The 21,475-nt window shown below is 72.6% G+C and carries 22 protein-coding genes; 8 read left to right on the forward strand and 14 right to left on the reverse strand.

All coding sequences use genetic code 11. The features are described 5' to 3' along the window. The first annotated feature begins 573 nt into the window (after positions 1–573). Entirely contained in the window at positions 574–780 is a 207-nt protein-coding gene (locus AC0AIB_RS28180) for a PspC domain-containing protein (protein ID WP_328340626.1), read from the forward strand. A 349-nt stretch (positions 781–1,129) separates the two neighbouring features. Here the strand turns inward: AC0AIB_RS28180 and AC0AIB_RS28185 are convergent, their stop codons facing one another. The 7 genes from AC0AIB_RS28185 to pdxH all read right to left on the reverse strand — a co-directional run bounded on the left by AC0AIB_RS28185 (position 1,130) and on the right by pdxH (position 7,198). Then, positions 1,130–1,894, reverse strand: a complete 765-nt coding sequence (locus AC0AIB_RS28185) for a DUF4230 domain-containing protein (RefSeq protein WP_328340628.1) — start codon at positions 1,892–1,894, stop codon at positions 1,130–1,132. Positions 1,895–1,994: 100 nt separating this feature from the next. Beyond that, positions 1,995–3,158 (reverse strand): acyl-CoA dehydrogenase family protein, encoded by a 1,164-nt coding sequence (locus tag AC0AIB_RS28190; protein WP_328340629.1) that lies wholly within the window; start codon positions 3,156–3,158, stop codon positions 1,995–1,997. A gap of 32 nt (positions 3,159–3,190) precedes the next feature. After that, positions 3,191–3,496 carry a type II toxin-antitoxin system VapB family antitoxin gene (locus tag AC0AIB_RS28195; protein ID WP_328340630.1) on the reverse strand — a complete coding sequence of 102 codons (306 nt, stop codon included), beginning with the start codon at positions 3,494–3,496 and terminating at the stop codon, positions 3,191–3,193. Positions 3,497–3,674: 178 nt separating this feature from the next. Continuing rightward, entirely contained in the window at positions 3,675–4,277 is a 603-nt protein-coding gene (locus AC0AIB_RS28200; protein ID WP_328340632.1) for a nitroreductase family protein, read from the reverse strand. Positions 4,278–4,279: 2 nt separating this feature from the next. After that, positions 4,280–5,209 (reverse strand): aldose 1-epimerase family protein, encoded by a 930-nt coding sequence (locus AC0AIB_RS28205; RefSeq protein ID WP_328340634.1) that lies wholly within the window; start codon positions 5,207–5,209, stop codon positions 4,280–4,282. Between the two features lie 67 nt (positions 5,210–5,276). Further along, on the reverse strand, positions 5,277–6,572 hold the full coding sequence (locus AC0AIB_RS28210) for an MFS transporter (protein WP_465097827.1): 1,296 nt from the start codon (positions 6,570–6,572) through the stop codon (positions 5,277–5,279). Further along, a complete protein-coding gene (pdxH, locus tag AC0AIB_RS28215) occupies positions 6,569–7,198 on the reverse strand; it encodes a pyridoxamine 5'-phosphate oxidase (RefSeq protein WP_328348947.1) in 630 nt (209 codons plus the stop codon). Before pdxH ends, AC0AIB_RS28210 begins: the two co-directional genes overlap by 4 nt. 272 nt (positions 7,199–7,470) lie before the next feature. On the opposite strand from pdxH, the gene AC0AIB_RS28220 reads away from it, so the two are divergent. The 4 genes from AC0AIB_RS28220 (at position 7,471) to AC0AIB_RS28235 (ending at position 12,287) form a co-directional block, all read left to right on the forward strand. Next, complete coding sequence (locus AC0AIB_RS28220; RefSeq protein ID WP_328340638.1) at positions 7,471–8,577, forward strand: citrate synthase 2; 1,107 nt, start codon at positions 7,471–7,473, stop codon at positions 8,575–8,577. A gap of 266 nt (positions 8,578–8,843) precedes the next feature. Further along, the gene (serC, locus tag AC0AIB_RS28225; RefSeq protein ID WP_328340640.1) at positions 8,844–9,971 is read left to right on the forward strand and encodes a phosphoserine transaminase; all 1,128 of its coding nucleotides are present in this window, start codon (positions 8,844–8,846) and stop codon (positions 9,969–9,971) included. 189 nt (positions 9,972–10,160) lie between these two features. Next, complete coding sequence (sepH, locus tag AC0AIB_RS28230; protein WP_328340642.1) at positions 10,161–11,240, forward strand: septation protein SepH; 1,080 nt, start codon at positions 10,161–10,163, stop codon at positions 11,238–11,240. A gap of 60 nt (positions 11,241–11,300) precedes the next feature. Beyond that, on the forward strand, positions 11,301–12,287 hold the full coding sequence (locus AC0AIB_RS28235) for an aldo/keto reductase (RefSeq protein WP_328340644.1): 987 nt from the start codon (positions 11,301–11,303) through the stop codon (positions 12,285–12,287). Between the two features lie 25 nt (positions 12,288–12,312). On the opposite strand, the gene thpR is transcribed toward AC0AIB_RS28235, so the two are convergent. The 5 genes from thpR to AC0AIB_RS28260 all read right to left on the reverse strand — a co-directional run bounded on the left by thpR (position 12,313) and on the right by AC0AIB_RS28260 (position 16,960). After that, positions 12,313–12,885, reverse strand: coding sequence for an RNA 2',3'-cyclic phosphodiesterase (thpR, locus tag AC0AIB_RS28240; protein WP_328340646.1), 573 nt, complete (start codon positions 12,883–12,885; stop codon positions 12,313–12,315). After that, positions 12,882–13,394: a hypothetical protein gene (locus AC0AIB_RS28245; protein ID WP_442930588.1), complete on the reverse strand. Its 513-nt coding sequence runs from the start codon at positions 13,392–13,394 to the stop codon at positions 12,882–12,884. Before AC0AIB_RS28245 ends, thpR begins: the two co-directional genes overlap by 4 nt. Positions 13,395–13,534: 140 nt before the next feature. Beyond that, the gene (locus tag AC0AIB_RS28250; RefSeq protein WP_328340648.1) at positions 13,535–14,839 is read right to left on the reverse strand and encodes an MFS transporter; all 1,305 of its coding nucleotides are present in this window, start codon (positions 14,837–14,839) and stop codon (positions 13,535–13,537) included. Between the two features lie 66 nt (positions 14,840–14,905). After that, positions 14,906–15,355: a MarR family winged helix-turn-helix transcriptional regulator gene (locus AC0AIB_RS28255; RefSeq protein ID WP_328340650.1), complete on the reverse strand. Its 450-nt coding sequence runs from the start codon at positions 15,353–15,355 to the stop codon at positions 14,906–14,908. Positions 15,356–15,481: 126 nt separating this feature from the next. After that, a complete protein-coding gene (locus AC0AIB_RS28260) occupies positions 15,482–16,960 on the reverse strand; it encodes an NCS2 family permease (RefSeq protein ID WP_328340652.1) in 1,479 nt (492 codons plus the stop codon). Between the two features lie 90 nt (positions 16,961–17,050). Here AC0AIB_RS28260 and AC0AIB_RS28265 point away from each other — a divergent pair, with 90 nt between their 5' ends. Next, positions 17,051–17,308 (forward strand): DUF2530 domain-containing protein, encoded by a 258-nt coding sequence (locus tag AC0AIB_RS28265; RefSeq protein ID WP_465097828.1) that lies wholly within the window; start codon positions 17,051–17,053, stop codon positions 17,306–17,308. A 90-nt stretch (positions 17,309–17,398) separates the two neighbouring features. Here AC0AIB_RS28265 and AC0AIB_RS28270 read toward each other — a convergent pair whose 3' ends face one another. Continuing rightward, entirely contained in the window at positions 17,399–18,238 is an 840-nt protein-coding gene (locus tag AC0AIB_RS28270) for a DUF3027 domain-containing protein (RefSeq protein ID WP_328340657.1), read from the reverse strand. An 86-nt stretch (positions 18,239–18,324) separates the two neighbouring features. Here AC0AIB_RS28270 and AC0AIB_RS28275 point away from each other — a divergent pair, with 86 nt between their 5' ends. Continuing rightward, complete coding sequence (locus AC0AIB_RS28275) at positions 18,325–19,965, forward strand: MFS transporter (protein WP_328340659.1); 1,641 nt, start codon at positions 18,325–18,327, stop codon at positions 19,963–19,965. After that, the gene (locus AC0AIB_RS28280) at positions 19,962–20,612 is read left to right on the forward strand and encodes a futalosine hydrolase (RefSeq protein WP_328340661.1); all 651 of its coding nucleotides are present in this window, start codon (positions 19,962–19,964) and stop codon (positions 20,610–20,612) included. Before AC0AIB_RS28275 ends, AC0AIB_RS28280 begins: the two co-directional genes overlap by 4 nt. 67 nt (positions 20,613–20,679) lie before the next feature. Here the strand turns inward: AC0AIB_RS28280 and AC0AIB_RS28285 are convergent, their stop codons facing one another. Next, the gene (locus AC0AIB_RS28285) at positions 20,680–21,288 is read right to left on the reverse strand and encodes an N-acetyltransferase family protein (protein WP_465097829.1); all 609 of its coding nucleotides are present in this window, start codon (positions 21,286–21,288) and stop codon (positions 20,680–20,682) included. Positions 21,289–21,475 lie beyond the last annotated feature (187 nt).

Raw genomic sequence — 21,475 nt, forward strand, 5'->3', positions numbered from 1 at the left:
TTCGTCAAACAAAGCTGCCTCGCCGATCATGGAGTTGTGGTGGGTAACAGAACGCCCGTAAAACCCCCAAAGTCGGCACCACCACTCCATGATCGCCGAGCGGGCCCACCCCGCTCCCCGATCGGGCACTTCCTGTCCCGGGTTGACCAGCCGCCCACGGCGTTAACGCAACGGTGTTGTCCTGGTTGTAGTGGCATCCCAGTGCGGCGAGGCCACTACAACCAGGATCGAGCGCGGTCCTCCTCGGTGGCCCGCCAGCGGCGGACGGCCGGCGCCGGGCGGGGACAGCGAGGCAGCAGGGCAACGGCGCGGTGGCGGGACCCCGGGGCAGCGGCGCGGTGGCGGGGGCTTGGCGCGCGGCTGGCGGTGGGGCGGCGGGGCTGGCAGTGGAGGGCTTGGCGGGCCGGGCGGGGATGGGCCGGGCGGGTTCCGGGGGCGTCAGCTGAGGCCGACTCGGGTAACCACCTACGGGTACGGGGTCATCGGATCACCCTCGGGACGGAGGGCACGGTGGCCGCCCCTTCCTACCGTGGAGTGCAGCGCGGCGGATCGCCGCAGAGTGGGAGTACGACGATGAGTCGCAAACTGGTCCGACCCCGTGAGGGGCGCATGCTCGCCGGTGTCTGTGCCGGCCTGGCCCGCCGGTTCAACACCTCGGCCAACCTGGTCCGGCTGCTGTTCCTGCTGTCGCTGCTGCTGCCCGGCACCCAGGTGATCGTCTACCTGGTGCTGTGGATCCTGATGCCCAACGAGGACCGGTACGCCACCACCACCTACTGACCGCGCCGGGCCACCGGCGAAGGCCGCCAGGATGCCGCCACCCCCGGCCGGGGAGACGGCATCCTGGCGTCCCCACCCCGCTGGCGCCAGTTCCCTCGACGCCCTCGATGCCCGCCAAGGTGCCACTCCCCGGCACCGGATCGGTCACCCGTCGACACGATCCAGTGCAGGTCGTACGCGGCGGGGTTGTGCCCGGTGATCAAGAGGTTTGCGTCAGCTTGAAGATCAAGACTGACGCAAACCTCTTGATCACCGGGACCGCCGGCGCTGGTCCTGCAGCGCCATCGCCTCGCGGCCCCGGTGGCGCGTGGTGGTCTGCCCGGAACCCGAACGGTGGTGGCGCTGCAGGTCAGGGGGCCGTGTAGGTGATGGTGATCTTCTCGTAGCCGAGCGAGCGGAGCAGGCCCTCCAGCATCTTGCGGGTGTTCTCCTCGGCCCGCTGGGCCAGCCCGCTGTCCCGGGCCGCCGCGGTGATCCGCTCCTCGGCCATCCGGTAGACCTGCTGCTGCCGGTTGGGGTCGCCCTTGACCAGCTCACTGATCCGGTTGAACAGGCCGCGTTCCTCGGCGAAGACGTAGCTCTTGTCCAGGTCGAGGTTGGTCTTGCCGAGCTGCGGCGCGGGCAGCTTGACCTCGACGGACTTGCCGTCGGCCGACGGCACCACCGCCCCCTCGGAGATCTTGCCGAAGTCCACGTACGCCTCGACGCTGCCCGCCCCGACGAAGAGGGTCCGCTGGTTGAGCAGGAACTCCGGCACGTTGTTGCGGTCGTTCTGGAGGTCGACCACGACCTGGAAGTTGCCCTCCGCCGCGACGTAGCGGCTGAGATCCTGGATCGACTTGAGCAGCGGCGGCTGGCTGCGGTCGGTCTGTTCCTTGGCGAACGGGTTGCGGAAGTCCGGGAAGATCCCGGTCACCTGGGTGCCGAGCAGCACCACCACGACCAGCGCCGCCGCACCGAGCACCCAGAGCAGGCCCCGGGCCGGGCCACCCGCGCGGGGCGGGTCGGCCGGTGGGGTGTCGGGGTCGGCCGGGTCGCCCGACCGGGTACGCAGTGTGTCGGCGGTCGGGTAGCCGGGGAACTCACTCTGGGGGGTCTCACCGTCGCGGGCCATCGCCCTCACCGTCCTCGTCAGACACGTGCATCTGTCGATGACGGTACGGGTACCGTGCGACGCCCGCGCGGCGAGCGACCCGAACGGGTGACGGGTGGTCTCAGGCGAACGCGGACAACCCGGTGAGCCGCTGCCCGATGACCAGCTGGTGGATCTCGGAGGTGCCCTCGTAGGTGAGCACGCTCTCCAGGTTGTCGGCGTGCCGCATCACCGGGTACTCGCCGGAGACCCCGTTCGCGCCGAGGATCGTCCGGCACTGCCTGGCGATGGCCAGCGCCTCCCGGACGTTGTTCAGCTTGCCCACGCTCACCTGCTCCGGCCGCAGCGTCCCCGCCTCGGCCAACCGGCCCAGGTGTAGGGCGAGCAGCAACCCCTTGCTCCACTCCACCGCCATGTCGGCCAGCTTGGCCTGGGTGAGCTGGAACCCGGCCAGCGGGCGGCCGAACTGGGTCCGGGTGGTGGCGTACGACAGGGCGGTTTCCAGGCAGTCGCGGGCCGCGCCGAGCGCGCCCCAGACGATGCCCTGCCGGGCCTCGGTCAGGCAGCTCAGCGGTGCCCGCAGCCCGACCGCCTCCGGCAGCAGGGCGTCCGCCGGCAGCCGGACCCCGTCGAGGGCGATCTCACCGGTCACCGACGCCCGCAGCGACATCTTCCGCCGGATCTCCCGCGCGCCGACCCCGGGGGTGTCCATCGGTACGAGGAAACCCCGTACCCCCTGGTCGGTACGCGCCCAGACCACCCCGACGTCGGCGATCGGCGCATTGGTGATCCACATCTTCGCGCCGTCGAGGATCCAGTCGTCGCCGTCACGACGGGCCCGGGTCGTCATCGAGGCCGGGTCGGAGCCGTGGTCGGGCTCGGTCAGGCCGAAGCAGCCGATCGCCTCTCCGGCCGCCATCGCGGGCAGCCAGCGCTGTTTCTGCTCCTCGCTGCCGAAACGCCAGATGGCGTACATGGCCAGCGAGCCCTGCACCGAGACCAGGGACCGGACGCCGGAGTCGCCGGCCTCCAGTTCCAGGCAGGCCAGCCCGTACGCCACGGCCGGGGCGCCGGCGCAGCCGTACCCGGTCAGGTGCATGCCGAGCAGGCCGAGCTTGCCGAACTCCCGGGCCAGCTCGCGGGCCGGGACCTGGCCGTCCTCGTACCAGCCGGCGACGTACGGGCGGACCCGGTCGTCGACGAGCCGGCGGACGACGGCCCGGATCTGCCGCTCCTCCTCGCTCAGCGAGGCGTCGACGTCCAGCAGGTCCAGCGCAGTGCCCATGGCCGCCACCTTAACGACTGCTCAGGAAGGCGTCACTCGGGCTGACCGTTGAACACCAGCACCCGGGCGTGGATCTGGTTGCGCTGCTGCAACGCCGCCCGCAGCGCCCGGTGCAGGCCGTCCTCCAGGTAGAGACCGCCGCTCCACTCCACCACGTGCGGGAAAAGGTCACCGTAGAAGGTGGAGTCCTCGGCGAGGAGCTTGTCCAGCGCCAGCTCGCGCTTGGTGGTGATGAGCTGGTCCAGCCGCAGCGGACGCGGCGGGATCTCCGCCCACTGCTTGAGAGTCAGGTTGTGTTCCGGGTAGGGACGCCCGTCCCGGACCGCTCTGAAGATCACGGCACGCTCCCCTCCCGTGGTCAGGCCGACCCTCGGCGTGGTGCCGGGCCACGCCGAAGTGCCGCACGGTGCGGCACCGATGACGGTGCCAGCCTATCCGCCCCCGCCACACCGCGTTTTGCTCCCCGTTGTCAGTTTCCGTCCCACCGGCATCCACCGCGGAGGGTACGAACCAGCGTCAACTCCACCGACCGCGCCGGACCACCTCGTCCACCGGCCGACGCCCCCGACGCAACGACGGTGACCGATGGTCGACGGCCCGATAACCTACCGTGATCGCGCCGATCGGGTGGTACTCCGGCGGCACCCCGAACGCCTCCCGGTACGGCGGCAGCCGGTCGGGTGGGATGCCGAAGAAGCACGCCCCCAACCCCTCGTCCACGGCGGTCAGCAGCATCAGCAGCGCGGCGAAGCCGGTGTCGACATACCAGTAGGGCACCGGCCAGCGGTCCTCCGAGCGGTCCGCCCAGCCCTTGTCCGGCTCGGCGTAACGCTCCAGGTAGACCGACCGGTTGGCGTGCGGCACCACGATCAGCGGGGCCCGCCGCATCCCCGCCAGCCACCGTTCCCGGCCACCGCCCGAGGGAGTGGTGGCCGCCCAGAACCGCTCCCGGTCGGCCGGCTCCTCAAGCACCAGGAAACCCCAGCCCTGGGCGAAGCCCGCCGACGGCGCCCGGACCGCGTGGTCGAGCAGCCGGTCCACCACCTCCGGCGGGACCGGACGGTCCGGGTCGTAGTTGCGCACCATCCGTCGTCGTCGGACCAACTCGCCGAACTGCATGCTCAGACCCCGGGCCGGATGCCCCAGGTGCCCCGCCAGGTCTCCCCCGGGGCCAGCTCGATCACGTCCCGGCCGGACCGGAACGCGTCGGGCGGGCAGGTCATCGGCTCCACCGCCACCGACCTGCGGTGCCGCTCGCCGGTGAGCGCGTCGCCGGTGAAGACCTGCCACCAGCCGAACTCGCGGTCCGCCCAGAGGTGCACGCCGTCCGCGTCGTCGGGGGCGGCCAGGGTCACCGACGAGCCACCGTCGTCGTCCCGGATCACGTCACCGAAGCAGAGGTCGAGCTGGGCGTCCCCGATCGGCCTGGGGGTGGTCCAGTCGTACTCGGTGCCGGCCACCGGGGTCGCCCCGATCGGCAGCAGCCGGGCGTCGACCTGGAGCCGGCTGCGGGCCGGCATCCGCATCGTCAGGTCGTCCACCGCGACCCCGGCCAGCCGCAGGTACGGGTGGACGGAGAACCCGAACGGGGCGGTCTCGGCCCCGGTGTTGGTCACCTCGTGCGCGGCCCGCAGCCCGTCCGCCCCCACGCTCCACCGGGTACGAAGCCGCAACGGCCACGGGTAGCCGGGGGTGGGCGGCAGCTCGTAACCGAGGGTGACCGAGTCGGCGGACTCCTCGACCGGCTGCCAGCGCACCCAGTTGACCAGGCCGTGCAGGGCGACCCCCCGGTCCGGCTCGGTCAGGTCGAGCTGCAGCGCGCGGTCGCCGAAGGTGTACTGCCCGTCCCGGATCCGGTTCGGCCAGGGGGCCAGCACGTGCCCGGCGCTGCCGGGGCTGATCTCGTCCTCGGCGTACCCGTCGAGGTAGTCCACCCCGTCCCGCCGGTACGTCCGTACCCCACCGCCGACCTCGACGATGACGGCCTCGTGGCCGTCGGCGGCGATGGTCCACTGTGTCCCCGAGGCGGGGCGGTGCGCGGCGTTGTCCATACCGTGACCTTAGTCGGTGGCCTGCCCGGCCCGCCGGACCCGGCGCACCCGTCCCACCGGGCGCCGATCAGCTACGGTCGCCCGCCGCCGCCCTGGTCGCCCGGTAGCGCAGCAGGGCCGGGAAGCTCACCACCAGCAGCACCGCCAGCGCGGCCGAGAGCAGGCCGCCGCCGACCCAGGCGACGCCGGTGCCGAACCCGGCGGCCATCGCCCCGGCCCGCAGGTCACCCAGGCGCGGACCGCCGGCCACCACCACGGTGTTCACCCCCTGGAGCCGGCCGCGCATCCGGTCCGGCGCGTAGACAAGCAGCATCGACTGCCGCAGCACCGCGCTGACCAGGTCCGCCGCGCCCGCCACCGCGAGCAGCAGCACCACCAGCCAGAGCTGCCGGGCCAACCCGGCCGCCGCGATGGCCAGCCCCCAGCCGACCACCGCCACCACCAGGGCCAGCCCCTGCCGTCGCAGCCGGCCGATCCAGCCGGAGGTCAGGCCGCCCAGCATCGCGCCGATGGCGATGGCGCTGTAGAGCCAACCCACCGCCGCCCCGCCGCCGAACCGCTCCTGCGCCACCTCGGGAAAGAGCGCCCGGGGCATGGCCAGGATCATCGCGATCAGGTCGATGGCGAACGACGAGAGCAGCACCGGTGTGGTGGCCAGGTAGCGGAAGCCGTCGAGGATGCCGGCCAGCCCACCCCTGCGCGCCTCACCCTCGGCGGGTGGGGCCGGTGGCATCGCGGGCAGCCGCAGCGTCGCCACCACCAGCGCGGTGAACAACAGCGCGTCGGCGGCGTACGCGATCGGCAGGCCGGTGCCGGTGCCGAAGGCGGCGAAGATCAGGCCGGCGGCCAGCGGCCCGACCACCGACGCGGCGGTGAAGGTGGTGTAGTTCAAGGTGCTGCCCGCCGGGACCAGCTCCGGCGGCAGCAGTCGGGGCAGGATCGCCGACCGGGCCGGCGAACTGATGGCGAACGCGATCGAGTGCACGGTCACCAGCGCCAGCAGCAGCACCGGGCTGCCGATCCCGGACAACGCGTGGCCGAGCAGGCCGAGCATCGACACCCAGAGCAGTGCCGAGCCGACAAGCAGCACCCGCCGCCGGTCCCGGGCGTCGGCGACCGCCCCGCCCCACAGCCCGAAGACCAGCAGGGGCAGGAAGCCGGCCACCCCGAGCAGACCCACCCAGAAGGAGTCGCGGGTCAGCGCGTACATCTCCACGGGTACGGCGACCGCGGTGAACTGGAACCCGAACATCGCCACCGTGTTGCCGAGCCACATCCGGCGGAACGCGGGGATCCGCAGCGGGCGCAGGTCGATGGCCCAGCGTCGGGCGCTGTCCGACCGGCCCGGTTTGACGTCGGTCACGGGGCCAGCCGCTCGACGACCCAGTCGTCCCCCTCGACCCGACGGAACCGCAGCCGGTCGTGCAGCCGGCCGGCCCGGCCCTGCCAGAACTCCACCGACTCCGGTCGGACCCGGAACCCGCCCCAGTGCGGGGGCGCCGGGACCGGCGTTCCGGCCGGAAAGCGCTCCGCCGCCGCCCGGTACGCCTCCTCCAGCGCGGCCCGGTCCGGCACCACCTCGGACTGGGTGCTCGCCCAGGCCCCGAGCTGGGAACCGCGCGGCCGGGTGGCGAAGTACGCCTCGGTCTCGGCCCGGTCGACGGGCGCGACCCGGCCGGTCACCACCACCTGCCGCTGGATGGCGAACCAGGGGAACACCAGACTGGCCCACGGGTTGACTGCCAACTCGGTGCCCTTACGCGACAGGTGGTTGGTGTAGAGGACGAAGCCCTCCCGGTCGTACTCCTTGAGCAGCACGGTCCGGCCACTGGGCCGGCCGGCGGCGTCCGCGGTGCCGAGGACCATCGCGTTCGGCTCGGGCAGTCCGGCGGTGACCGCGTCGGCGAGCCAGCGGCCGAACTGGGAGGGCCAGTCGGCGGCCAGGTCGGTCTCGGAAAGGCCCAGGTCGGCGGCGTACTCGTTCCGCATGGCCGCCAGGGCGGGTGTGTCCCCCGTCACGTCGCTCTCCCTCTCCTCGGGCGGCCCGCGTCCTGACGACGCCGGTCGGCCCACTGATCAGTCTCACGGCAGGTGCCCCGGCGTCCAGCGGCGGGGATGTCGCGTGCAGCACAGTCGTCGCGGGTCGCGCACTTGGTTACTCACCAGGCAAGATGGCACGAACACATCCCTGAGGGTCGCCTAAGGTACCGGGCCGGACCGAGCCCGTGGCGGGCGCACCGAGCCGGAAGCCAGGAGACGACATGGCCGACTTCAAACCGGGCCTCGAAGGCGTCGTAGCCTTCGAGACCGAGATCGCCGAACCGGACCGCGAGGGTGGCGCGCTGCGCTACCGGGGCGTGGATATCGAGGATCTGATCGGTCAGGTCTCCTTCGGCAACGTATGGGCGCTGCTTGTCGACGGGCGTTTCGGCCCCGGCCTGCCGCCGGCCGAGCCGTTCCCGGTGCCTGTGCACTCCGGCGACATCCGCGTCGACGTGCAGTCCGCGGTCGCCATGCTGGCCCCGTACTGGGGGCTCAGTCAGCTGCTGGACATCTCCGACTCCCAGGCCCGCGCCGACCTGGCCCGGGTCTCGGTGACCGCGCTCTCCTTCGTCGCCCAGTCCGCCCGCGGTCTGGGTCTGCCGGCGGTCCCGCAGAAGGAGATCGACAAGGCCGAGACGATCGTCGAGCGCTTCATGAAGCGTTGGCGGGGCGAGCCGGACCCCCGACACGTCAAGGCCGTCGACGCGTACTTCATCTCGGCCGCCGAGCACGGCCTGAACGCCTCCACCTTCACCGCCCGGATCGTCGCCTCCACCGGCGCCGACGCCGCGGCCTGCATCTCCTCGGGCATCGGGGCGCTCTCCGGCCCGCTGCACGGCGGCGCGCCGTCGCGGGTGCTCACCATGCTGGAGGCCGTCGAGCGCAGCGGCGACGCCGAGGGGTACGTCAAGGGCGTCCTCGACCGGGGCGAGCGGCTGATGGGCTTCGGCCACCGCGTCTACCGGGCCGAGGACCCGCGCGCCCGGGTGCTCCGGCGCACCGCCCGGGAGCTGGGCGCACCCCGTTTCGAGGTGGCCGAGGCGCTGGAGAAGGCCGCGTTGGCCGAGCTCCAGGCCCGCCGCCCGGACCGCGTCCTCGCCACCAACGTCGAGTTCTGGTCGGCCGTCGTGCTGGACTTCGCCGAGGTGCCGGCGCACATGTTCACCTCGATGTTCACCTGCGCCCGGATGGGTGGCTGGTCGGCGCACATCCTGGAGCAGAAGAAGCTCCAGCGACTGGTCCGGCCGTCCGCCCGGTACGTCGGGCCGAACACCCGCAAGCCGCAGCAGGTCGAGGGCTGGGACGCCATCCCGCACGGCGTCTGATCCGGTTCCACCCGCGCAGGGGCGTCGACCGGTCGGGTCGACGCCCCTACGCGCGTACCCCGGGTCGACCGCGCCGGTGTGGCCGACGCCTCAGGCCCGGGTCTGGGACCAGCCGGCATCCGACCCGGCACGGGTGCGAGGATGAAGGCCGGCAGTGTCGCCGGACCGGCCCGGACCCGGCAACGTCGTGCTCTCGCACGCGACCGCCGCAGGTCCGCGCCCGTTGAAGGGCCCGCCCTCGCCCATGCGGAAGGATCGAGACAACCGTGGCTGACGCACCGACCATCCGGATTCCCGACGACATCAAGCCCGCCGACGGGCGGTTCGGCTGCGGGCCGTCCAAGGTCCGTCCGGCGGCGGTCTCCGCGCTCGCCGACGTGGCGACCAGCTACCTGGGCACGTCGCACCGGCAGCAGACCGTCCGCGCCGAGGTCGCCCGGTTGCGCCGGGGCATCGCCGATTTCTTCTCCCTGCCCGAGGGCTACGAGGTGATCATCGGCAACGGTGGCGCCACCGCCTTCTGGGAGGTCGCGACCTTCGGTCTGGTCCGCGACCGCGCGCAGTTCGCCAGCTTCGGCGAGTTCGGTGCGAAGTTCGCCAAGTCGGTCAAGGACGCGCCGTTCCTCGGTGAGCCGACCGTCCGCAAGGCCGAGCCGGGCAGCGCCCCGGGCCTGCAGGCCGAGGCCGGGGTGGACGTCTACGCCACCCCGCACAACGAGACCTCCACCGGTGTCGCGGTGCCGATCGCCCGGGTCGCCGACGCCGACCCCGGTTCGCTGCTGCTTGTCGACGCGACCTCCGGCGCGGGTGGCCTGGAGGTCAACGTCGGCGAGACCGACGTCTACTACTTCGCCCCGCAGAAGTGTTTCGGCTCCGACGGTGGCCTGTGGCTGGCCCTGATGTCGCCGGCCGCGCTGGAGCGGGCCACCGAGATCAAGTCGTCAGGCCGGTACATCCCGGCCTTCCTCGACCTGGTCACCGCGATCGACAACTCGCGGCTGGAGCAGACGTACAACACGCCCGCGCTGGCGACCGTCTTCCTGGCCGCCGAGCAGACCGACTGGATGAACTCGCAGGGCGGCCTGAGCTGGGCGGCCAAGCGCACCGCCGAGAGCGCCGGGGCCGTCTACGGCTGGGCCGAGCGGGCCGACTTCGCCACGCCGTTCGTCACCGACCCGGCGCTGCGCTCCAACGTGGTCGCCACCATCGACTTCGCCGACGGGGTGGACGCCGCCGCGATCGCCAAGGTGCTCCGGGCGAACGGGATCGTCGACACCGAGCCGTACCGCAAGCTGGGCCGTAACCAGCTGCGGGTCGCGCTCTTCCCGGCGGTGGAGCCGGCCGACGTGGAGGCGCTCACCGCCGCCATCGACTACGTGGTCGAGCGGCTCTAGTCACACCCGTCACAGTGGGTGGTCGCAGCGGTCGCTGCGACCACCCACTGTGATCATTGCCGCAGCTCAGTCGCGACATGCGCGAGTCACATCCCCCACCTGTGGGCAGATAAGCGTACGGTGGTGCGAGGACGCCCGGGTGGCCGGCTCGTGGCGTGACGGCCAGCGAAGCGGGACGGAGGCTACGCCATGCGCCCAGTACGCTTCGTCGCCCTCTCCGAGGACGGCCAGGCGCTGGTGCTCGCCGACGAGGTCGGGCGCCTGCTCGCCCTCCCCATCGACGAACGCATCGCGACCGTGCTGCACGCCGAGCCTGGTGCGCCGCCGCTCGCCGTGGTCCCCACCAGCGTCGACCCGACCCCCTCGCTGTCACCTCGGGACATCCAGGCCCGGATCCGCTCCGGCGAGTCCGCCGAGGACGTCGCCCGGATCGCCGGCGTCCCCGTCGACCGGGTGCTGCGCTATGCCGGCCCGGTGCTCCAGGAACGGGCCATGCTCGCCCAGCACGCCCGGCGCACCCGGCTCAAGGGGGCCGAAAAGGCCACCCCGCTGGCCGAGGTGGTCAACGGTCGGCTGGCCCAGCATGGCATCGACACCGAGAAGATCTCCTGGGACGCCTTCCGGCGCGACGACGGCACCTGGCGGATCATCGCCACCTGGCCCTCGGGCAAGGCCACCGCGCAGGCGGTCTGGGATCTCGACAAGCTCCGGCAGAACGTCACCCCGCACGACGACATGGCGCAGTACCTGTGCGCCGAGCGCCCCACGCCGATCCTCGGCCAGGAGCCGGCGCCGGAGCGGGGCGGTCACGCGCTGCCCGGCCCGTCGCGTGGTGAGCCGAGCCGGGGTGGGCACGGCCTGCCGGCCGCCAGCGAGCAGGCCCGTCCGGGCCGGGACCCGATCCGGGCCGGGCGGGACGCCCTGCTCGCGTCGCTCGACCGTCCGCTCGGCGGCACCTCGGGGCGGGGTCTCGACCCGCGTTCCCCGGCGGCGTTGGCCGGCGCCGACGCACCCCGTCAGCGGGCCGTCGGCGGGGGCGCCGCCGCACTGCTCGGCGGTGGTCAGGGTTCCGCCTTCGACGACGACTCGGACGCGCCCAAGGAGATCCCCGCCGTACCCTCGCTGGCGGTGCTCCGGCCGCGACGCACGGGCGCGGCGGCGGCTGCCGGCGGCGAGTCGACGGACGCCTCGGGCAAGCCGCGCAAGCGCCTGCCGAGCTGGGACGACGTCCTCTTCGGCAGCGGCCCGGCCGCCCGCGAGTCCTCCTGACCCGAGGCACCACGCTGGCACCGCGAGGCACTTCTCCCCCGCACGTGTCAGGGTGGGGCCATGGAGTACACCAATCTGGGACGCACCGGGCTGTCGGTGAGCCGGCTCTGCCTCGGCACGATGAACTTCGGGCGGCAGACCGCCGAGCCGGACAGCTTCACCGTGATGGACCGGGCGCTCGAACACGGCATCAACTTCTTCGACACCGCCAACGTGTACGGCTGGCAGACCGGTGAGGGGATCACCGAGCAGATCATCGGTCGCTGGTTCGCCCAGGGCGACGGCCGGCGGGACAAGGTCGTCCTGGCCACCAAGGTCTACGGCAAGATGGGCGAGTGGCCCAACGAGCAGGGCCTGAGCGCCCGGCACATCATCCGGGCCTGCGAGGACTCGCTGCGCCGGCTCCAGACCGACGTGATCGACCTCTACCAGATGCACCACGTCTCCCGGACCACCCCGTGGGAGGAGATCTGGCAGGCGATGGAGACGCTGGTCGCCCAGGGCAAGGTGATCTACGTCGGGTCGTCCAACTTCGCCGGTTGGCACATCGCGCAGGCGCAGGCCGCCGCCGGGAAGCGCAACTTCCTCGGCCTGGTCGCCGAGCAGTCCATCTACAACCTGCTCACCAGGCACGTCGAGTTGGAGGTGATCCCGGCCGCGCAGCACTACGGCCTGGGGGTCATCCCGTGGTCGCCGCTGCACGGCGGGCTGCTCTCCGGGCTGCTGCGCAAGATGGCCGAGGGCAGCGCCTCGCGGGGCACCGGTGGTCGCGCCGCCGACGGGCTCGCCGTACACCGGTCGACAATCGAGGCGTACGAGAAGTTCTGCGCGGACCTGGGTCACGACCCGGCGAACGTGGCGTTGGCCTGGTTGCTCTCCCGTCCCGGGGTGACCGCCCCGATCATCGGCCCGCGCACCGTGGAGCAGCTCGACAACACCCTGGGCGCGCTCGCGGTGGAGATCGACGAGGCGACGGCGCAGCGGCTCGACGAGTTGTTCCCGCCGGTCGGCAACGGTGGCCCCGGCCCGGAGGCCTGGGCCTGGTGACCCACCGCTGATCCGCGGGGACGGCTCAGAGGGGCCAACTGGCGAGCGGGGTGTAGCGGGGGCCGGGGCGGCTGTGCACCAGCACCATCCCGGTCGCCGGCCACCACTGACCGGTGTGGTCGTCGAGGGCGAGCCGATCGGCGTCCACCTCGGACGGGTCGAGCCGGTCCCCGGGGCGGGCCACCGTCAGGTGTGGGCGGAACGGTTTCCCGTCGTACGGCAGGCCGGTCCGACGCAGCTCGGCGCGGATCAGCCGGGCCAGCGTCCGCAGCGCGGCCACCTCGCCCTGGACGTCCACCCACAGCACGGTGGACCGGCCCTGTCCGAAGCGGCCCCCGCCGCCCAGCCGCAGCCGGGGCGGGCGGTCCCAGCCGGCGCGGGCGGTCCCGGCGGCCGACCCGAGGGCGTCCGCCACCTCGGGCAGCCGACCTGCCTCGACCTCACCGAGGAAGGCCAGTGTGACGTGCAGGTGGGCCGGCACGGCCAGGCGTACGTCGAGGCCGGCGGCGGTGGCCGTGCCGACCCGCAGGCGGGCCACCCGGGCGGTGAGTTCCGCGACGGCGGACGGCGGCGGGTAGACCGCGACGAAGAGCCTCACGCCCGCCGGTCACGGGGGCGGCGATCGGCGCGGGTGGCGGGCAGCCCGAGCCCCGCCGAGGCCAGCAACCCCTCGACCCGGACCCGTTCGATCTCCCGGTCGACCCCGGTCAGCTCGGCCAGGTGCTCGACGATCCCCAATGCCCGGCAGGCGGCGCGGAGCCGGTCGTCGTACGCCTCGATCACCGACCGGTGGACGACCGAGCGACCGCCGGCGGCGAGCCGGTGGCGGCCCAGCCGCCGCAGGTCGGCGGCGAGAAGTTCGAGAGGCCGGCGGTCGGGCCGGTCCAGCTCGGTCAGGTCGACGTCCCGGGTGAGCGCGTCGGCGGCGAAGGCCCGGTCGAGCCGGGCGATGCTCCGGCGTTCCCGGCGGCGTTCCCGCCACTCGGACCAGCCGCAGACCACCCGGTCGGCGATCTCGTCGAGGCAGAAGAGCAGGACGAACACCACAGGCAGGCATGCCATGGCGAGGAAAGCCAGTATCAGCGTCAGCGTGCTCCCGCCTGCCACACCTCGACGCTACGGCCCACCGCCGCTGAGCGCCACCGCTTTGTTGCGGTCCGGAGTCGGTCCGCTCGCTCCTCCCGGCCACCGGCGACGCCGGGGCACGGGTGTCGGTCCGCACCGGCCGGTGGACAGCGGGTGACCGGTCACCGCCCGCTGGGGGTCAGCAACCGGGCCCGGGAGACCACGTAGAAGCGGGGCAGCGGCAGGACCCGGAAGCGCAGCCGGGCACCGGAGCGGCGTAGCTGCCAGGTGAGCGCGAGCAGGGCGGTGGCCAGCGAGATCAGTCCACCCATCCAGATGCTCGCCCCGGCACCCCAGGTCTCGGCGACCCAACCGATGATCGGCGCGCCGACCGGGTTGGTGCCCAGGAACACCAGCACCCACAGGGACATCACCCGCCCCCGGAACGCGGCGTCGGTGCCGAGCTGGACCCGCTGGTTGGCGGCCTGGGCGAAGAAGACCATGAAGAACCCGGTCGGCAGGAGCAGGGTCACCACCAGCCAGTACGCCGGGGCGAGGCCGACCAGGGTGCCGAACCCGGCACAGCCGACCGCCGCGCCGAGCACCAGCCAGACCGAGGGGCGGCTACGCCGACCGGTGCCGGCGAGCGCGCCGACCAGTGCACCGACCGCCAGCGCGGTGCTGAACAGGCCGAACGAGGCGGCCCCGGTGTGGAAAACCGTCTTGGCGAGCGCGGCGAGGGTGAGCTGGAAGTTGAACAGCGACATCCCGATGACCGACATGACCACCATCGGCAGCAGCAGGTCGGGGCGGCGCCTGACGTAACGCAGCCCGTCGACGATCTTCGCGGAGTCCCGTTCGCCGATCGGGAGGAGATCCTTGCGGTGCAGCTCGGCCGGGCGCATCCGGACCACGTTGGCCAGCGGCGCGATGGAGCTGACCGCGGTGAACAGGAAGACCGGGCCGACGTCGAAGGCGGCGATGGCCAGGCCGGCGACGGCCGGGCCGACGATCCGGGCCGAGTTGAACACCGCGGCGTTGAGGGAGAGCGCGTTGGGCAGCAGGGTGGTGCCGACCAGCTCGCTGACGAACGCCTGCCGGACCGGGGTCTCCACCGCGTTGGCGGTGCCGAGCAGGGCGGCGAACGCGAAGACGTGCCACAGCTCGACCAGACCGGTGAGCACCAGCAGGCTCATCCCCAGCGCCAGCACCGTCCAGAAGGCGTTGGCGACGAAGAGCAGCATCCGCTTGTCGTACCGGTCGGCGAGCCGGCCGGAGAGCAGGGTGAGCAGCAGCACCGGGGTGAACTGGAGCGCGGTCACCACGCCGAGCGCGGTGGCCGAGTTGTCGGAGAGCTCAAGGACGAGCCAGTCCTGGGCGATGAACATCATCCAGACGCCGATCAGTTTGATCAGCTGTCCGGTGGCGAAGAGCCGGTAGTTGCGGACTCGCAGGGACTGGAACATCGTGCTCAGCTTCGCCTGCACTCTTGGTGCGCCTCCTCGGGTCGCGTACGCGTCATCCACGGCGGACGGCGCGGACCCGGTGGGGCGTCAGGCGCGGGCGAGCTGCTGGAGGATCTCGGCGGCCCGCCGTAGCGTGTCGCGGTCGTCCTCCGTCAGCGCGGCGAGCCGGCTGGCCAGCCACTCGTCGCGGACCCGCTCGAACTGGTCGAGCACGGCCCGGCCCCCCTCGGTGGCCGCCAGGATGACCTGCCGGCCGTCGGTCGGGTGGGGGGTGCGCTGCACCAGGCCGCGCTCCTCCAGCTTCGCGACGATCTTGGTCATCGTCGGTGGCTGGACCCGTTCGACGTCGGCCAGTTCCCGGGGCGTCAGCGCGCCCGCCAGCCGGAGGCTGGTGAGCGCGGAGAGCTGGGTGACCGTCAGGTCGCCCACCGGGCGGGCCTGACGGACCCGCCTGTTGAGTCGGGTTATCGCATCACGCAGCTGGGGTGCCAGCTGCGCCGGTGGCACGCGGTTCGCCGTCACCGTCCGCTCCGTCACAGTCGTTAGCTTAACTAATGAGCCTGGCTAACGACACGCGATATGACCATGCTCACGAGGAGGAGTTCCGCCGTCGCGGACCGGGCATTCCGGTAGGTCTGCCCGGCCCGCGACGGCGGGGTGGCGCTACGTCAGCGCGGCCTCGATCGGCCCACGCAGGAAGTACAGCACGAACAGCACCGCCACCGCGTAGAGCAGCGGGTGGATCTCCCGCGCCTTACCCTTGGCCAGCTTGAGCAGGACGTAACTGATGATGCCCGCGCCGATGCCGTTGGAGATCGAGTAGGTGAACGGCATCAGGGTGATGGTGAGGAACGCCGGGATGGCGATCTCGTAGTCGGTCCAGTCGATGGTCCGTACCGCGGTCATCATCAGGAACCCGACCACCACCAGCGCCGTCGAGGCCGCCTCGAACGGGATCACCGTGGACAACGGCGACAGGAACATCGCCAACAGGAACAGGCCGCCGGCGACCAGGTTGGCCACCCCGGTCCGGGCACCCTCCGCGACCCCCGAGGCGCTCTCGATGTACGACGTGTTGCTGGAGACGCTCGCCGCGCCACCCGCCGCCGCGGCGATCGAGTCGACCAGCAGGATCTCCTTGGCCCGGGGCGGGGTGCCCTGCTCGTCGAGCATGCCACCCTCCTGGCCGATCGCGACCATCGTGCCCATCGTGTCGAAGAAGTCCGTGATCAACAGGGTGAAGACGAACATCAGCGGGATCAGCCAGCCGGCCCGTTCCCACGCGCCGAGCACGTTGAAGTTACCCAGCAGCGACAGGTCGGGGACGTCCACGATCCGCTCGGGCAGCTTCGGGACGTTCAACGACCAGCCCTCGGGGTTGGGCTTGCCGTCGACGAAGGACGGCCCCACCTTGGCCACCGCCTCCACGACGATCGCCAGCGCGGTCGAGGCCAGGATGCCGATCAGGATCGCGCCACGCACCCGGCGCACCACCAGCACCAGCGTCACCAGCAGGCCGACCACGAAGACCAGCATCGGCCAGCTGACGATCTTGCCGTTGATGCCCAGCCCGACCGGCACGGTGCTGTTCGCCGCATCCGGCACCCGCCTGACGAAACCGGCGTCGACCAGGCCGATGATGGTCAGGAACAGCCCGATGCCGACGCCGATCGCGGTCTTGAGCTGCGTCGGGACCGAGCGGAACACCGCCGTACGCAGGCCGGTGAGGACGAGGACGGCGATGAGCACACCCTCGATCACCACCAGCCCCATCGCGTCCGCCCAGGTCATCTCCGGGGCGATCTCGAACGCGACGAGCGCGTTCACGCCCAGACCGGCGGCCAACGCCATCGGGAACCGGCCGACGACCCCCATCAGGATCGTCATCAGGCCGGCCACCAGCGCGGTCGCGGCGGCCAGGGCGGGAATCGAGAGCTTCTGGTCGTCGCCGTCGGCGGCACCGCCGAGGATCAGCGGGTTCAGCACCACGATGTAGGCCATCGTGAAGAAGGTCGCCAACCCGCCCCGCACCTCGCGGCTCATCGTCGAGCCACGGGCGGAGATCTCGAAGAACCGGTCGAAACCGTTCCGGGGGTGGGCGGGATCGGGTGGAATGCCGTTGTCCGGCGGCGCAATGGCCATCAGGTCCTCGCAGGTGATCTTCCGTTTGTCGCGCGCATCGTCCCAGATCAGCGGCGGGCCGGGAAAGTGCTACGCGGTACGCTTCTGCCCGTGCCACAGGAGCAACCACCCCGACCCGAGCCGCTCGACCCGCCGATGGTCCCGTTCGCGGTGGCCGGGCTGATCGCCTGGGCGGTGGCCGGCCTGGTGCTGCTGATCTTCTTCCGGGGCTGGCTCGGCGAACACGGTCACCAGGACTGGCTCTGGACCTGCCTGGCCGGGTTCCTGTGGGGCTTTCCCGGTCTGGCAGTGATGATGCGGCACGACGCCCACCGCCGTCGCCGTCGGCAGTCCACCCGTCAGGGCTGACCGCCCGCGCCGAGCTCCCGAACCCGGCCCGCCCGAGCGGACCAGCGGTCAGGAGGCGCGGACCAGCGGTCAGGAGGCGCGGACCAGCGGTCAGGAGGCGTCGGACGACTCCACCGGCGCGGACGACTCCACCGGACCGGCAGCCCCGCTCACCGTCATCGACTCGACCGCGCTGTCGTCGTACACCGTGGGAAGCTCGTCGATCGCCGGCTCGGTGGTCTCCACCAGAGCCTCCGAGTGCGCACCGCAGCCGTGGTCGGCGCTGACCACCCGACCGTCGTCGGGTGCGTAGAAGTTGCCACAGGCCCCGAAGGTCTGCCGGAGCGCGCCGGCCAGCGGAAGGTAGAAACCACAGGTGCCGCAGCGGGCCGATGCGGGGGCGGCGGCGGAGATCGGCGCGGTCGGGCCGTGGTCCCCGTCGTACCAGCGCTGGGCCGCCTCGGCCCGGCCCTCGCGGGACAGCACCCGGGGGCGACCGAGGCCAAGCTCCCAGGAGGTCTCCTCGACCGCCGGGTCGTCGGAGAGCAGGTACCCGGGGGCGAGCCGGTCGTCGTCCGACGGGGTGAGCAGCAGGTCACCGGGGCCGAGGTCACCCGGCTTGAGGCGTTCCTGCCAGGGCAACCAGCCGGGCGCGAGCAACGCGTCGGAGCCGGGCAGCAGCACCGTCTCACAGACGGTGACCTGCCTGCTGCGCGGAACCCGGGTGACGGTCACCGCCCAGCGCCAACCCCGGTAACCACCGAGCAGACATTCGAAGTAGTGGGTGACGACCCGGTCGCCCTCGGCAACCGCCCGCAGGTGGTCACCGATGTCGGCGGGCTCCACCTCGGTGATGGCGTCGCGGGCCACCTCGACGGCGGTAGCGCAGACCTGGTCGAGGCGGGCGGCACGGGCGGGAGCGGGCCTGGTCACCAGACCATTGTTCCCCATGCGCGGTACGCACCGACAGGCACTCCCCGAGTGAGTCTTCCCCCGTGGTGCGGCGTACCTGGATCAGATGGGCAAGGATGGTGCACATGCCGCTGTTCTCCCGCTCCGGGCGGTCCGTGCTGGGACGGACCGTCGGCACCGGCATCCGCACCACCCGCCTGCTGCTGCGGGGCTCGGTCAACGGCGGGCGCTGGGTGACCCGGCGGGCCGGGTCGGCCCGCGCGAAGGGCGCCGGCGGCGAGGCCGGCATGGTCCGCCTGTTCGACCTGCACGCCCTCTCCTGCGCCGGCGACACGTTGATCGCCATCGGCCTGGCCGGGACCATCTTCTTCGACGTGCCGCTCGGTGAGGCCCGCAGCAAGGTGGCGCTCTACCTGCTGGTCACGATGGTGCCGTTCGCGATGCTGGCACCCGTGGTCGGCCCGCTGCTCGACCACTTCCGGCACGGCCGCCGGTACGCGCTGGCCACCACCATGCTCGGCCGCGCCTTCCTGGCCTGGTTGATCTCCGACTACCTCGGCAGCCTGGGGCTCTATCCCGCCGCGTTCGGCGTGCTGGCGCTCTCCCGGGCGTACGGGGTGGCCCGCTCCGCCGCCGTACCCCGGTTGTTACCGGAGGGCCTCGGGTTGTCCCAGGTGGGGGCGCGGGCCAGCGTCTACGGCACGGTGGCCGGGGCGTTGGTGGTCCCGCTGGGGCTGGCGACGTTCTGGTTCGGGCCGCAGTGGCCGCTCCGGGTCGCCTCGGTCATCTTCCTGGTCGGCATGGTGATCGCGCTGCGGCTGCCGCCCAGGGCGGACTCGGACCCGCCCGAGCGGGTGCCCCGTCCGCTGCGGGCGCTGCGCCGCAAGGGGGACCGGCCGCTGGGCCGGGGGCGGCCGGCGGGTCGGCTGGTGATCGCCACCCTGATCGGTGCGGCGGGGCTCCGCGCGCTCTACGGTTTCCTCCTGCTCTTCCTGGCGTTCGCGCTGAAGAAGGGGGACCTGACCAACGACTTCTTCGGCCGGCGGCTCAACGACCAGGCGGCGCTGGGCATGATCGGCGGGGCGCTGGCGCTCGGTGGATTCCTGGCCACCGCGGTCGGCACCCGGTTACGCATCCACCGGCCGGTGGCGATCCAGTCCAGCACGATGATCATCGTGGCCGGAGTGGGGATCCTGGCCGTGCTGAAGTTCTCGCTGCCGATGGTGGCCCTGTTCTGCCTGGTCGCAGCCCTGGCCAGCGGGATCGCCAAGCTCGCCGTCGACGCCTCGATCCAGGAACGCATCCCGGAGCGGTTGCGGGCCAGTTCCTTCGCCCACTCGGAAACCGTCCTGATGCTCGCCTTCGTCGCCGGTGGTGGGCTCGGCCTCGTACCGTTCGAGGGCCGGATCGGCATCGCGGTCGCCGCCGGGGTGGGCTTCCTCGCCGCCGCCCGGGGGGTCGTCGTCGCCGGCCGGCTGCGCACCCAGCGGCTGCTGGGCCGACCGTTGACCGACGAGGAGTTGGCCGCCCAGGACCAGGCCGACCTGACGACCGGTCAGCTGGCCGTCAGCGCCGACGATGCGGCGGCCGAGGCGGCGGCCCGGGCGGCACCGACCTCACCGGCACCGAGCGGGGCGGGCGGCTCCGCACCTCACGGCGACACGCTGGCCCCGCCTGGCTACCACATCTACCGACCGTCCTCGGCGGTCCCGGGCAGCGGCGTCGACGACGAGCAGCGACGGCAGTCACCGGGTTCGGTGTCGTGACGGGTCTGCTGGTGCTGACCGCCGTACCGGCCGAGGCGGAGGCGGTCCGGGCCGGCCTGACCGATCCGACGGTGACGGTCCGGGCGATCGGCGTGGGCCCGGCCGTGGCCGGTGCCACCACGGCCCGGCTGCTGGCCCTGGCCGAGGCCGCCGGCCGCCCGTACCGCGCGGTGGTCAGCGCGGGGATCGCCGGCGGCTTCGCCGGTCGGGCCCCGGTCGGCGGTACGGTGCTCGCCTCCCGCAGCGTCGCCGCGGACCTCGGGGCGGAGTCACCGACCGGCTTCATCCCCGTCGACGAGTTGGGCATGCCACCGGAACTGCTCGGTGGCGGCCCCGCCATCGAGGTCGACCCGATGCTGCTGGGCGTGCTGCGCGCCGCCCTCCCGGAGGCGGTGGTCGGAGCGGTGTTGACGGTCGGCACGGTCACCGGCACGGCCGAGAGCACCGCCGCACTGGCGGACCGGCACCCCGACGCGGTGGCCGAGGCCATGGAGGGGTACGCGGTGGCGATCGCCGCCGCGCAGGCCGGCATCCCCTTCGCCGAGCTGCGTACCGTCTCCAATCTGATCGGCCCCCGGGACCGCGACGGCTGGCGGATGCGCGCGGCGTTCACCGCCCTGACCGAGGCAGCCTGCGCGCTGTCCTGACCGATACGGCCCGGACGATGGCCTGACCGATACGGCCCGGACGATGGCCTGACCGATACGGCCGGGGCTACGGCGGTCGGGGTACTGGGCCGACCGGGCGTTGCAGGGACATGGCGAGGGGACGTCCGGTGGCCACCCGGAAGCCGCAGGCCGCCAGGAAGCGGGTGCCGAAGTGTTCCTCGACCACGGTACGGACCAGACCGATGCCCACCTCCTCCATCCGCTGTGCCATGGCTGCCACCAACCGGCTGCCGATACCGATCCGACGATGCCCGGCCGCTACCAGCACCCCGTCGAGCACCAGCTCGCGCGGCCAGTCCAGGTCGTCGCCGTAGACCAGCCGCGGATCACGCTCGTGGGCGCGCAGCTCCCCCAGCAGGGTGCCGTCGGGCAGTTCGGCCACGAACCGCCAGGCCGTCGGGGGCCGGCCGTCGCCCGCCACCCACCGGACCGTGGCGTCCCGACGGACCCGCTCCGCCGCCCGACGCTGGTCCCGGTAACCCCGGTTCCGTTCGTACGCCGCCGGCGGCAACCGCAGCGGCCACAGCGGAGGCGGCAGGTTGTACCAGTCTGCCCACCAGGCACCGGGCCAGTCCTTCGGCTCGTGCACCGGCCAGACGTCGAGGTGGGCGGGATAGCGACGCCCGGCGGTGTCCCGCAGATCGTCGTGCGGCACCGGCGGCAGCGAACAGGTCATCCCCGCGGCCGATGTGTGACCGGTCGAAGTGACGGGGGTCGGTGCGGCGGTCGCGGTCTGGGACTGGGGCGCGGTCTGGGACTGGGTCGCGGTCTGGGACTGGGTCGCGGTCAGTGCCGACGATGGGGTGGGGGCTGGGGCTGGGGCCGGGGCGGGAGTCGGGGGC

It is taken from the genome of Micromonospora sp. DSM 43699, assembly GCF_055517075.1.